Source organism: Mycolicibacter icosiumassiliensis (genome assembly GCF_900078685.2).
GTDB classification, from domain to species: domain Bacteria; phylum Actinomycetota; class Actinomycetes; order Mycobacteriales; family Mycobacteriaceae; genus Mycobacterium; species Mycobacterium icosiumassiliensis.
Genome location: NZ_LT546166.1, coordinates 3,344,139 through 3,357,276 on the forward strand (window position 1 = coordinate 3,344,139; position 13,138 = coordinate 3,357,276).

A 13,138-nucleotide genomic window follows, 5' to 3' on the forward strand; every position below is an offset into this window, starting at 1 on the left:
CCGAAGAAGAATGGACTATGAGCATTCCTGACCAAACTCCCAGCCGCCCTTTCGATCTGGTGATCTTCGGCGCCACCGGTTTCACCGGTGGTCTGACCGCCGACTATCTGGCCGCCCATCTTCCCGCCGACGCGCGGTGGGCCCTGGCCGGCCGCAACCAGACCAAGCTCGAAGCCGTGCGCGACCGGCTCGCTGCCCTCAATCCGGCCGCCGCCACGCTGCAACTCCTGCTGGCCGACAGCAATGATCCGGACTCGCTGCGCGCGGTGGCCGAATCCGCGCGGGTGGTGATCGCCACGGTCGGCCCCTATCTGGAGCACGGTGAGCCCCTGGTGGCGGCGTGCGCTGCGGCCGGCACCGACTACCTCGACCTCACCGGCGAGCCGGAGTTCATCGACCGGATGTATCTGAACCACCACGCCACGGCCGTCCGGAGCGGCGCGCGGCTGGTTCACGCCTGCGGATTCGACTCCGTCCCCCATGATTTGGGCGCCTTCTTCACCGTCCAGCACCTGCCCGACGGGGTGCCGCTGACGGTCCGCGGCGTGGCACGCGCCAACATGATGATCTCCGGCGGCACGTTGCACTCCGCGCTGGCGCAGCTGTCGCGCTTGCGGCAGATGCGCCAGGTCGAGGTGGCGCGCAAGAAGGCCGGACCGCACACCGATGGCCGCCGAACGCGCGCCCGCGTCGGTGTTCCGCGCCGCGATGCCGAACTCGGTGTGTGGCTGCTGCCCCTGCCGACGGTCGATCCCCAGATTGTGCAGCGATCCGCGGCCGCCCGCGCCGAGTACGGCCCGGACTTCACCTACACCCACTACGCGGGCCTGCGGCGGGCCAGCACGCTGGCGGCTGCCCTCGCAGGCGTCGGCGCGTTCGTCGCCGCCGTGCAGGTGCCGCGACTGCGTCGGGTGCTCGGCAGCCGAATCCCGCAGGGTGAGGGCCCCTCGGAGTCGCGGAGGGCCAATTCGTGGTTCACGGTCGACTTCATCGGCGAAGGCGGCGGCAAGCAGGTGCACACCCAAGTCCGCGGCGGCGATCCAGGCTACGGCGAGACCGCGAAAATGCTGGCAGAGTCGGCTATGTCCCTGGCGTTCGACGACAACCCGCCGACCTCCGGTCAGCTCACCACCGTCGCTGCGATGGGCGAGAACCTGCTGCGCCGGCTCACCGACGCCGGTATCTCATTCAGTGTCCTCGAGGACGCGACGAGCCAGGCCCCGGAGCCCTTCGTACCCTCGTCCACCGCCGAGGCACTGGCGGGATTGACCATGCCGCTCGCCGAGGCCATGCGCTCGCAGCGGGCGATCCGCCGGCTGCACTTCGCCCCGGTCGACGAAGACCTACTGCGCGAAGTGCTTGCGCTCGCGCTCAAGGCTCCCACCAGCTCCAACAGCCAGGACTGGGCATTCGTCGTCGTGAACGACGCCGAGCAGAAGCGGCGTCTGGTGCGCAGCTATCAAAGGATTTCCAAGCTTCTCAACGGGTTCGCCAGGCGCACCGCCCCCGACGAACCAACGCGACGCCAGTTGCGGGTGTCCGAGTGGCAGGGCGAGCACTTACACGAAATGCCGACCCTCGTCGTCGCCTGTTACCGGCGCACCCTCAAGCACCAGCCGGTCGGGTGGCCGCAGATCAGGGTCTCCTCGTTCTACGGTTCGGTCTATCCGGCGGTGCAGAACCTGCTGCTGGCGTGTCGAGCCGTGGGCCTGGGCGCTTCACTGCAGACGCTGCCGTTGTGGTTGGTCCGCCGCACGCGCCGCGTGCTGGAGCTACCGCCCGAGATGGTGCCGGTGTGCATCATTCCGATCGGCTGGGCTCGCGGGCGCTACGGCCCGACCCAGCGTCCGCCGATCGACGACGTGGTGCACGTCGATCGATTCGGCCACCAGCCGTGGCGATCAGTTCAGGCCGACGAGGTCGGCGGAGACGGCCCATAGCCCGTCGATGAGCTTGGGGTCGTGCGCTTGCCGATTCTCGCGACCATGGGCGCGATGCCGGTCGAAGTAGACGCCGTTGATCTCGGGGTCGGCGCCGCGGTTGGCCAGTTCGATCAACGGGGTGGCGCCCTGGGCCGGGGTGATGGTCGCCAGGTGGCGCAGCGGGGTGCGGTAGAGCAGGCCGGCAAACCACGAGTCCCGACCGAAGCTGGTCGCGACCGGACCGGGATGTACTGCGGCCGAGACGATCCCGTCGTCAGCCCAGCGATGGGCGATGCCGCGGGTGAACAGGATGTTCATCAGTTTGCTGGTCCCGTAGGCCCGCGTCTCGAAGGCACGTCGGCGCCGATAGTCCAGGTCGTCGAGGTCGACGTGCCCGAACCGGTTGCCGACGCTGGAGGTGTTCAGCACCAGCGCGCCGCCGGCTGCGGCCAGTCGATCGCGCAGCAGGTTGGTCAGCAGGAAGGGCGCGAGGTGGTTGATCCCGAAGTTGGGTTCATGCCCCTGCGCGGTACGCAGGCTCGGTGCGAACGTGCCGCCGGCGTTGTTCAGCAGGACGTCGATGGCGCCGACCTGTTCGCGGATCTGGTCGGCCAGCGCCCGAACCTGGTCCAGATCGGCGAAATCAGCGGTGAGCGCGGTGGCACCGGCGTCGGCGGCGACCGGTGCCAATTTCTGAGCCGAGCGGCCGACGACCACGAGGTTGACCTCCGGTCCGGCCAAGGCGCGCGCTGCGACGGCGCCGATGCCGTCACTGGCACCGGTGATCACGATCGTTCGGGGTGAGGTCACTGCACAGTCTCCTTCGCTTCGTCGCCGCGGCGCCTTATGTTAGCGACGCTTACACGCGCGTGCTGCTAACATTAGGAACTCATGTAAGCGGCGTCAACACGGGGTAGCCACAGATGTCAGCGTCGATCAAGACCTATCACCACGGCGACCTGCCCGGAACCCTGCTGCGCGCCGCTATGGATCTCCTTGAGGAAAACGGCGCCACGGAATTGTCGCTGCGGGCCGCCGCCCGCCGCGCCGGCGTATCGACCGCGGCGCCCTACCGACATTTCGCCGACCGGAACGCTCTGCTGTCGGCGATCGCCGCGGTGGGCTATCGCGAACTGGCCACCGACCTGGTTGCGGCACATCCGGCACCGAAGACGGCGGACGACCTCGCTGCGATCGCCATCGCCTACGTCCAGTTCGCGCTGGAGCGGCCCGGACTGTTTCGGGTGATGTTCACCGAGCAGTGCGACCCGAGCAACGCCGAACGGGTGGACGCCGTCACCGCGATCCAAGAGTATCTGAACTCCATTGTGCGGCAGGTGTTTCCATCGGCCGACTCCGACGCGATGGCGAACGCGGTGTGGGGATTGGTGCACGGCCTGGCATTCCTGCACCTCGACGGCAAGCTGGACACCTCATCGGCACAGGTCGTTGCCGGCACGGTGCGGGCGGCGGTACGCGCCGCGGCCGGTCAGATCGCCTAGGCGGGTCGCCGCGCTGGGCTCAGTGCTGCACGGTCCCGTCGCGGCGGGCCATCTCGGCCAGCATCGCGTTGTAGGCGGCCAGGTCGGCGTCGTCATCGCGGTCGGCGGCGCGGTCAAGCCGCTTCGCGGTGCGCTGATCACTGCGATGCCACTGCACCAGCAGCGCAATCATCACCATGAGCAGGGGCAATTCGCCTGCCGACCAGGTGATGCCGCCACCCAGGTGCTGGTCGCCGGCCAAGTCGGTGTGCCAAGGCAGGCCCAGCGCACCGTAGAACCACTCCCCGAGCACCTTGTGCATCCCCATCAGGAAGACCCCGAAGAAGCCGTGCAGCGGCAGCGAAGCGAACACCACCGCCAGTTTGGCCAGCGGTGAGACGGGCCGGGGGGTCGGATCGACGCCGATCACGACCCAATAGAAAAGGTAGCCGCTGAGGATGAAGTGGATGTTCATCGCGAGGTGCCCGGCATGGCTGCCGGCGATCGAGTCGAACAGGCTGCTGAAGTAGAGCCCGTAGAAGCCGACGACGAAGATCACCGCCGCGATGATCGGATTGGTGAGGAACCGCGAGACCCGGCTGTGCAGCGCGGCCAACAGCCATTCCCGCATCCCCGGCGGCTCACCGCGGCCGGCCACCGGCAGCGCCCGTAGCGCCAGCGTGGTCGGCCCACCCAGCACCAGCAGGATCGGCACCAGCATCGACAGCAGCATGTGCACGGCCATGTGCATGCTGAACATCGCCGGCATGTAGCGACCGGTTCCCGACGAGGTGGCGAACAGCAGGGTCAGGCAGCCCAGCATCCACGCGGTCGTGCGGCCCGCGGGCCAGGCGTCGCCGCGGCGGCGCAGCCGCAGCACACCGGCCAGATACACGCCGGCCAGGACTATCGCGGCGGTACCGAAGACGAGGTCGAATCGCCAGTCGAACAGGATCCGCGCCACGGTCGGCGGGCCGGCGAAGTCATAGCCGATCTTGACCATCGGGACCGACGGGTTGAGCACCGCTGGCGGGGGTGGCGGGGTGCGCCCCAGCCCCACTGCGACGCCGAAGGTGAGCGCGAAGACGACGGCCTCCGTCAGCGCCAGCCGGATCAGCGGGGCACGCTTGTTCGGGTCTTCCTGCAGCGCCGCTACCCCGCGGCGCCGCTGAGCGGCACCCAGGGCGCTCAGCACACACAGCGCGACGAACTTGACCACCACCAGCCGGCCGTACGGGCTGGTCAGCAGATCGGCGGGGGTCAGCCGAACCAGCGCATTGAGCACCCCCGACAGGCCCATCGCCACGAAGCACCACAGCGCCACGGTGGAGAATCGCCGCGCGGCCAGGTCGGCGTGTTCGCCGCCGCGAATCGCGTGTACCAGCAGCGCCAGCAGGCCGCCGGCCCACAGGCCCGCGGCGACCAAGTGGATGAGCAGGCTGTTGGTGGCCAGGTCGTGTGACCCGCCGGCGGCCGAATGCCCGGTCAACCCCAACGGGATCAGGGTCAGCAGCGACCCCGCCAGCAGCACCGGCGTCCACGACCAGCGCAGGACGGGCAGGCTGGCCAGCGTCACCACCGCGGCCAGCAGCGCGGTCCACCGCCAGGCCGACGCGGTGTCGACCAGTCCGGCAAACGACCAGGCCGTGGCCGGGTCGAGGAACTCAGACACGGGGTGGCCGGAGACATCGGAGATGGTCAGCGGAACCAGCAGCGCGGCACACACCGCCCACGCTCCCGACGCCGCGGCGCCCAACCGCAGCGCCCGGTAGCCGGCGGCGTCGAGTACCCCGCTTTCCTGCGGCGGCACCAGGAACGCCGTGAGCAGAAACGAGCCCACCGCCAGCACCGCGGCCATCTCGCCGGCCGCCCGCACGAATGGCAGCCCCAGCGTGGTCACCGGTCCCGGGTCGGGCAGGCCGGTGGCGGTCAGGGCGTCGGCCAACGACAGTGCCCCGATCCCGGCGGCGATGCACCCGGCCAGGATCGCCAACCCGGCCAACATCGGCACCACGATCGCCGCGCGGCCGCGGGTCGCCGAAGTAGCCGTCATGGCTCCCAGCGTATGGTGCGCGCCCGTCGCGCCGCATACCAGGCGGGCGACGTTGCAGACCGCCCCGCTACCTGCTCAAGCCCCGCCAATGCCGTCGCACCTCCATGTCCCGGGCGGCAAAGGCCTCCCGGGCGATGCGGGCGATGTGGTCGGAGTCCTGCAGGATCGCGCGCAGTTCAGCCCGGAACGCCTTGCGGCGGCCCGCCAGATCCGGCGCGGGTTCCAGCAGGCCCTGATCGGCGACTACCTGACAGGCGGTCGCGAACAGCAGGGTGGACACCGATTCACTGCTGCGAACGCGCCCCTGCGCCACGTACTGGCGGCCGACCCCCAGCGCCAACTGGGTCAGTTCGTTCTCGCCGATGTCGGCCGGTGCGTCGCAGAGCACGTCGGCGACGATCGCGTAGGACTCGAAGAACACCCGCAGCATGACGTCGGAGGTCACCGGGGTCTTTTCGGACAGGATGCCGTCGATCTCGGCGCCACCGGCGCCGACCCGCTCCTGCCAGTCACCGAACCAGGACATCTCCTCGGCGATGTTGTCGCGGAAGGACGCGGAGTCGGCGAAGTAGAAGTCGAACTTGAGCAGGTCGCGCAGCCGCATCGCCTGCGTCCAGAACGCGTCCAGCCGGTCGCCTTCGCCGCGGCCGGCGTGCGCCAGCGCCAGCTCGACGATCGAGGTTTCCAGGAAGGCGTGGATCACCGAGTTGCGGTAGAACGATGCGGCGTGCTCGTCTTCGGGGGCGATCCGCCACACCGACTCTCGCCCGCCGTCGACGCGGGTGACCGGATGCCCGTTGGACAGCGCGTCCACCGCGGCGCGTACCCCGTCGCGGCTGCGCAGCCGCAACGCGCTGGTGGAGATCGGAGTCTGCTTGCGTTCCAGGTAGTCCAAGCCGGCCTGCAGCGAATGGTGGATCTGGTCCAGCGTCAACGCCAGCCCGTGCGTGGTCAGCAGCAGCGCGGACACCAGACCGGTCGCGCTGATCGGGGTGACGCGCTGGATCCGCCAGGCCACCTCGATGGCCATCTTCTGCATGGCCAGCCGCTTGGCGTCCGGGTCGGTCGCGGTCGGACTGTCGGGGGCACCGAGGTATTGGCGCATCGAGACGGCCTCGGGGAAACGCACGTAGATCTTGCCGTAGTTGCGTTCGCCTTGCGCCTTGATGAAGCGGTAGAGCCAGCGGATCCCCTCCGGCGTCTTCTCCCCACCCCGGGCGTAGGCGGCGTACTCGTCGGCCTCGTGCAGCTGGTCGAAGCTGATCGAAACACCCTGCAGGAGAACATCTTCAGTGCGGTCGTCCAGGTAGGCGTCGGCGACGTAGGTCATCAGTCCGAGCTTGGGAGGCAGCATCTTGCCGGTGCGCGACCGGGTGCCCTCGATGGACCAGCTCAGGTTGAACCGCTTCTCCATCACGTAGCCGACGTACTCCTTGAGCACGTATTTGTAGAGCGGGTTGTTGCCGATGCTGCGGCGGATGAAGATGACCCCGGAGCGGCGCAGCAGCGGCCCCATCAATCCGAACGACAGATTGATACCGGCGAAGACGTGGACCGGCGGAAGCCGGTTCTCCTGCATCGCCACCGGCATGACCGCGCCGTCGATGTAGGACCGGTGGGAGAACAACAGCACCGCGGGGTGGTTCTCCAAGGCGGTGCGCAGCGCGGCGACCTGATACTCGTCGTAGTCGATCTCGGGGTCGAAGCCGCGGCTGAGCATCCGGGTCAAGACGGCGACCATGTCGACCGAAACCCGACTCCAGCCGGTGGACAGCTCGTCGAGCATCTTGCCGGCCTCGTCGACGGTGGCGCCCGGAATGGCTTGCAGTCCCTCACGGAATCGGGTGGACGCCAAGATCTCCGGTTTCACCAGCCGCGGCGACTTGTATTGCGGGCCCAGGATCCGGTTCTCGGCGCGTTCCAGCGCCAGCACCGCGCGACGCGTAACGAAATGCGCGAAATCCCGGGGGTTTTCACCGACGGTGTTCTCACTCCACTGGCTGCGCAGGTCGGCGACGCTGGCCGGCTCACCCACCACGACGCGGGCCAGCGACGACTCGGTCCGCAGGATCTGGCGCTGTTGGCGTTCACTGGGCCGGTAGGGATTGCGGCCGGGCAGCAAGGCGGCCACCCGCTTCAGCGCGGAGGCTTCGGCACGGGGCATCCAGAAGACCCGCACCGGCAGGATCGACCGCCGCTCGTCGCGTTCGAGATGCCCGACCAGCCGCGCCATCGCCCCGGGTGAGCGCTGCGACGGGTCGAGTTCCAGCAGTTCGATGCGGTCGCCGGGCCGGCCGTCCCGGTACCGTTCCAGCCACTCGTGGACGAGGTCGGCCTCCACCGGCGACGACACGTAGGCCAAGACCAGCGTGTCGACGGTTGCGGTGGACCCCGAGGGGTCGGTGGCCGGTGATGTCGTCACTGCTCCCCCTTCGGGGCCGGCGGTTTCTTGGCCGGAGCTTTCTTGGCCGGAGCTTTCTTGGCCGGGACTTTCTTGGCGACAGCCTTCTTGGCGGCGACCTTTTTCGCTGGCGCCTTCTTGGCTGGCACCTTCTTGGCCGGCGCCTTCTTGGCTGGCACCTGCTGTTTGGGCGACCAGGCCGGCAACTCGTCGACCGGCCAGTCGGCCAGGGTGTCCAGGTACAGCTGGCGGACCTCCGCGATCCGCTCAGGCAGCGTGTCGAGGGTCCAGTCCTGGACCGAGATCGCCGGGAATACCGCAACATCCACGGTGCCGGGGTGGGCGCTTATCGAGTCCCGGGCGGCGACCACCTCGGCGTTGCGGATGATCACCGGCACGATCGGAATCCCGGCCGCCATCGCGAGCCGGAACGGCCCCTTCTTGAACGGACCCACCCCGGTGGTGTCCACTCGGGTGCCTTCGGGCGCGATCACCACCGACAAACCGCGCTTGGCCCGTTCCTCGACCTCCTGCAGGGACTCCACGGCCGCGGCCGCGTCGTCCCGGTCGATGAACACCATCTCGGTCAGCTTTCCCAGCGCGCCGGCGATCGGATCCTTCTCCAGTTCCCGTTTGCCGACGCTGATCCAGTTGTCGCGGACCAGTGCCGCGGTGATCACCGGATCCACCTGGTTGCGGTGGTTGAAGATGAACACCGCCGGCCGGGTTGCGGTGAGGTTTTCTTTGCCGATCACGTTGAGCCGCACGCCATTGAGACCCAACAGCACTTGCGGGAACAGCGCGGTGAAGAAGTTGACGCCCCGGCGCCGGCTGCCGCTGAGCAGGCCCATCCCGATGGCGCCCGCGCCCACCGGGACGATCGAGCTGAGGCCGGCCAGGTTCCGCAGTTGGCCGACGACCCCGCTGCCGCGGCTGCTGAACTGCAGGATCGGCCAGCCGCGCTTGCGGGCGACCGAGGCCATTTTGCCCTCGGGGTTCGTCGGGCGCGGATTGCCGACCAGATGCATCAGCGCGACGTCTTCGTCGCCGTCGGCGTAGAAGTAACTGTCCTGCAGGTCGATGTCGTGTTCGGCGGCGAACTTCTGCACCGCGGCGGCTTTACCCGGCCCCCACAGAATCGGTTCGACCACCTCGCCGGTGAGCGCACCGTCCTCGTCGGTGACGAAGGCGTTGGTGAGCGTGTTGGTGATGCCCAGGAAACGGGCCACCGGTTCGACCTGAATGGTCAGCGCCGAGGAGCTCAGCACCACGGTGTGCCCGCGCGCTTGGTGGGCCCGCACCACTTCGCGCATCTCGGGGTAGATGCGCTTGGCGATCTTCTGGACGAACAGCCGCTCGCCGATCTCGTCGAGGTCACTGATCGAACGGCCACGCAGTGCCGACGACGCCGTGGTGATGAGCTCCTCGAACTCGATGCGGCCGAGTTGATGGTTGAGCCCGGCCTGGATCATGCCGAACAACTCCCCCAGCCCCATGTCACGGCTACGGAATCGCTCCCGGGTGAGGATGACGGCGGTGAAGCCGGCCACCAGGGTGCCGTCGAGATCGAAGAACGCGCCGATCTTGGGGCCGGGCGGGCTGGCCGCGATCTCGGCTACCGATCCGGGCAGCCGCATGTCGCGCGGCGGCCGAGACTTCGCGTCGTCGGTCATGACTCGTCACCGGTGCTGAATGAGGCCGGCACGCAGCGCGGCGCGGGATCGCCGGCGAGCGCCAGCACTTCGTCGAAGCCCTCCACCAAACACCTGGCGAACAGCTTTTCGTCGCGGACTGCTGCGCGGTCGTAGCGGACCGTGATGGTGCACTCGCCGCCCCGGGAGATCAGCACTACCATCATCGCGACCCCCGGCAACGGACCGATTCCGTAGTGCCGCAGCACCTTCGCCCCCGCGATATAGGTTTCGCCGGGATAGAACGCGACGTTGCTGGCCTGCACATCGGCGCTGACCACCGACTCGGTCATCTTCTCCAGAACTGGGGACGGAAAGACGCTCAGCAGTGGCGCGATGGAGCCGATCACGTCCATCGCGGGCTCGTCACGTCGCTGGGTCATCTGGGCCCGAATCCGCTTGATCCGCTCCACCGGGTCGGCGACTCCGACCGGGGCGGCCACGTTCACCCCGGTGAACCGGTTGCCGCCGGCAGGATCGGCGTCGGCGCGCAGGTTCACCGGGATCGCCATCGGCAGGGTCGCGATCGGCACTCCCAGCGCTCGGTGATAGCGCCCCAGCGCACCGGACAAGGCAGCTAGGTAGGCGTCGTTGATGGATCCACCGCCGGCCTTGGCGGCCCGGTGCAGATCCGACAGTCGGACGTCAATCGCCTGGGTCCGGCTGGCCAGGCTGCGCCGACGCAGCAGCGGGGAGGGCTCGGCTGCCTGGCTCATCACTCGCGCGCCCGACCGGGCGTAGGTGATGACACCGGTGACCGCCGACAACGGGTCGCGCACGGTGCGGGTCGCCATCGACAGCGCCCCCAGCAGCACATCGCGAGTGCTGCCGAGCATCGCGATCGGCAGGTGGTTGATGCCGTCACGCATCAGGTCGTTGGCCGACAGGTCCTGCGGCACCGGTTGCGGCGGCATCGACCGGGCCGGCGGATCGCGCTCCAGGTCATAGATCCGCCCGAACATCGCAGCACCCCCGACACCGTCGGTGACCGCGTGACTCAGGTGCATCAAGGTGGCAGCCCGCCCGTCGGCCAGCCCCTCCACCAGTGTCGCCGACCACAGCGGGCGCTGAATATCCATCGGTGATTGCAGGGCCACCTCGGCCAGATCGAGCACCTCGCGCAAGCCGCCGGGCTCGGGCACCCGGACCCGCCGGACATGAAAGTCGAGGTTGAAGTCGGGGTCTACCACCCACCGCGGCGCAGCCGTCGGCAGCGTGGGCACCACGACCTTCTGGCGCAGCCGCAGCACTTTCCGGGAGACGTTCTCGAACAGGCTCCGGAAGCGGTCCCAATCCGGGGTGGTGTCGAGCAGCTCCAGACCCATGATGCCCGAGCGGGTGCGCGGATTGGCCTCTCCGCGGTGCAACAGGTAGTCGAGAGCACCGAGCTCGGTGGGCAATCCGGCGGCGTCCACGCGATCAGCCACGCCGAGCTCCCCACGCCGCAGCACTGCCCCGTCCCACCCGGCACACCGAGGCTGTCACCACACACCACTCCTGATTCACAGACGTCACGAGCACCATTCAACGCTAATCGTTTGCCCACGGCGACGGGTGTCGATTGGCGCAGATCCGGATCCCTGCCGACAAATCGAAATACTCTGTTGGCCGGTTGAATTGGAAACCGGCGGTTTAGCGAGGCTCGACGAAGGAGAGGCGAAGCCGGCAGCGCCGCATGCGCCCGGCCCTTCAGCGAGGCTCGGTTGGCGTGGATCCACCTCTAGCAGCGGATAAACTGGACGCGCATTGCCTCCGTAGCTCAGGTGGATAGAGCACATGACTTCTAATTTTGTCTCTTGCTTTCAGCACCGTTCGTTGTCGCACGTCGGGGCAGGTTGCACGCCACACCGCATGACACCGGACGCACGCGAAAGGGCGTACGAAAGGGCGTAACTTCGCCCGTGTGTGCGAGCGGCGCCCCGGCGTGACCTGCGGCGAGACTCGAATCGTTTTGGACTCGAAGCCCACGCGTCTTACGTTGCATAGGCAAGCTATCAATCGACAACGAACGGAGCGCACCATGCCTGCACCCACCTCCCCCACCCTCACGTCCAAGGACGTCGCCGAAGCGCTCGACATCGACCCGAAGGCGTTGCGCGTGTACCTGCGCTCGGGCAACGCTGACGGCATGTTCACCCGCGAAGGCAAGTCGTACGTCTTCGCCAAGGCCGACGTTGCCAAGCTCAAGAAGGGCTATGCCGCGTTCGTCGCTGACCGTGGCACGAAAGCCCGCGCTCTCGCGGTCGTCGCCGACGAGACGGCTGAAGCCATAAAGGCGTCATAACCCGGTTCCACACCCAACAAGCCTCGGTGCATCGCCGGGGCTTTTTGGTGAGTGCGACGATGGTCGCCATGGAACGGATGGTGCTCAAACTGTTCGGCGCGTGGACAGAGCTGCAGGCGCTAATCAAGGACTACACGTTGATGGCCCTCGAAGGCGAGGACGCACGGGCGTACGCAGAGAAGGGGAAGTACGCCGACGACTACATCCTCAAGGAGTACAAGAAGGTTGTCCGTCGCGTCTGGGGTGTCGCTTTCCCGCAGGTTTTCTCGGTGATCTACAAGGAGGCCAAGGCAATACGCGACAAGCTCGCGCACATGGTCGACGTTGTCTCGGTCGACGGAGAGGAGCCGCACCGTGTCATGACCATCGCCCTCGGCAAGGGCTTCGAGAAACACGCAGACGGAATCTGGTTCCAGCAGCGCTACAACGAAGAGATCCGCGAAGAGGATCTGGCTAAGGCGCTCCGCAATGTCGGCGAAGCCAAAAGCATGCTCCACATCATTGATCGACTGGGCGCAGCGTTTAAAGAGTTACAGCCATCGGACGACGACATCTGGGACTTTCATTGGGTTCCGTGGTGGGACGGTCGATGGGGTCAGCCTCCGACGCATCCGACCCAGGGCCATCGGTTCCCTGTCGGTCGATATCGCCATAATCCTGAGCCGGGGGCCGAACAGGCGTATTGGGATCCAGACGAGAGCAAGTGGTATCGCTACCAGCCCGATGCCGACGAGGACGACGACGACTAAGCGAGGAAGTTCGCCAGCGCGATAATGCCGCGCATGATGACGACCTCGCAAGCCGCTGCGGCACTTGATATTTCGATCCCAGTCCTACAACGCGCAATCCGTAAGTCGGGCCTCAGAATGAGGCTCGCCAAACGCGGAACCGACTACCTATTCTCACCCGACGACATCAACGCCGTATCCGAATATCTGTGCACGCCCAAGCCCGTGAAGAAGTCCGGGAACAATGCCAGCCATAGTGATTCACCGGGGCTGCCCTTGGAGTGGCTAAACGATCCTGCCCACACTGCCGAGTTCGTCGCTGAACGATACCGACGCGAAGCGCGACTGATGACGCTCGTACGCGCCGTGGATTGAAGCCATCACCTTCTACGAACAGCCGCCTCGACGTCCTTGAGATCCAGGCTAAAGTGCTTGCGGGCTAGTACTACAGCCGTAGTTCGCTTCCGGTGAGCGGGTTCGGCGTGTTTGCGCTGGTAGGGGCGGCTGCCGGGGCATGATTCACGGTTTGTGAAGACGAGAAAAACACCCACGGCAGCCGCGGGTTTGAGAGTAGATCA

At 67.3% G+C, this 13,138-nt stretch carries 10 protein-coding genes; 5 read left to right on the forward strand and 5 right to left on the reverse strand.

From position 1 onward, the window contains the following. The first annotated feature begins 17 nt into the window (after positions 1-17). Positions 18-1,940, forward strand: a complete 1,923-nt coding sequence (locus tag BN4346_RS49130) for a nitroreductase family protein (protein ID WP_167666226.1) — start codon at positions 18-20, stop codon at positions 1,938-1,940. Here BN4346_RS49130 and BN4346_RS39920 read toward each other — a convergent pair. Further along, on the reverse strand, positions 1,902-2,732 hold the full coding sequence (locus tag BN4346_RS39920) for an SDR family NAD(P)-dependent oxidoreductase (protein WP_067974675.1): 831 nt from the start codon (positions 2,730-2,732) through the stop codon (positions 1,902-1,904). The two genes, BN4346_RS49130 and BN4346_RS39920, sit on opposite strands and share 39 nt — an antisense overlap. A gap of 113 nt (positions 2,733-2,845) precedes the next feature. Between BN4346_RS39920 and BN4346_RS39925 the strand changes: the two genes are divergently transcribed. Then, positions 2,846-3,424, forward strand: a complete 579-nt coding sequence (locus BN4346_RS39925; protein ID WP_067974678.1) for a TetR/AcrR family transcriptional regulator — start codon at positions 2,846-2,848, stop codon at positions 3,422-3,424. A gap of 19 nt (positions 3,425-3,443) precedes the next feature. On the opposite strand, the gene BN4346_RS39930 is transcribed toward BN4346_RS39925, so the two are convergent. The 4 genes from BN4346_RS39930 to BN4346_RS39945 form a co-directional block, all read right to left on the reverse strand. Continuing rightward, the gene (locus tag BN4346_RS39930; RefSeq protein ID WP_067974682.1) at positions 3,444-5,456 is read right to left on the reverse strand and encodes a cytochrome c oxidase assembly protein; all 2,013 of its coding nucleotides are present in this window, start codon (positions 5,454-5,456) and stop codon (positions 3,444-3,446) included. Between the two features lie 67 nt (positions 5,457-5,523). Then, entirely contained in the window at positions 5,524-7,878 is a 2,355-nt protein-coding gene (locus tag BN4346_RS39935) for a glycerol-3-phosphate 1-O-acyltransferase (protein ID WP_067974685.1), read from the reverse strand. Further along, the gene (locus BN4346_RS39940; protein ID WP_067974688.1) at positions 7,875-9,530 is read right to left on the reverse strand and encodes an HAD-IB family hydrolase/lysophospholipid acyltransferase family protein; all 1,656 of its coding nucleotides are present in this window, start codon (positions 9,528-9,530) and stop codon (positions 7,875-7,877) included. The genes BN4346_RS39935 and BN4346_RS39940 overlap by 4 nt, the downstream gene beginning before the upstream one ends. After that, positions 9,527-10,975, reverse strand: a complete 1,449-nt coding sequence (locus BN4346_RS39945) for a wax ester/triacylglycerol synthase family O-acyltransferase (RefSeq protein ID WP_067975063.1) — start codon at positions 10,973-10,975, stop codon at positions 9,527-9,529. The genes BN4346_RS39940 and BN4346_RS39945 overlap by 4 nt, the downstream gene beginning before the upstream one ends. A gap of 593 nt (positions 10,976-11,568) precedes the next feature. Here BN4346_RS39945 and BN4346_RS39950 point away from each other — a divergent pair. The 3 genes from BN4346_RS39950 to BN4346_RS47775 are packed head-to-tail and all read left to right on the forward strand — an operon-like array spanning position 11,569 to position 12,935. Further along, complete coding sequence (locus BN4346_RS39950) at positions 11,569-11,832, forward strand: MerR family transcriptional regulator (protein WP_067974690.1); 264 nt, start codon at positions 11,569-11,571, stop codon at positions 11,830-11,832. 47 nt (positions 11,833-11,879) lie between these two features. Then, positions 11,880-12,581: a hypothetical protein gene (locus BN4346_RS39955; RefSeq protein ID WP_235653675.1), complete on the forward strand. Its 702-nt coding sequence runs from the start codon at positions 11,880-11,882 to the stop codon at positions 12,579-12,581. A gap of 33 nt (positions 12,582-12,614) precedes the next feature. Beyond that, positions 12,615-12,935, forward strand: a complete 321-nt coding sequence (locus BN4346_RS47775) for a helix-turn-helix domain-containing protein (protein ID WP_154677619.1) — start codon at positions 12,615-12,617, stop codon at positions 12,933-12,935. Positions 12,936-13,138 lie beyond the last annotated feature (203 nt).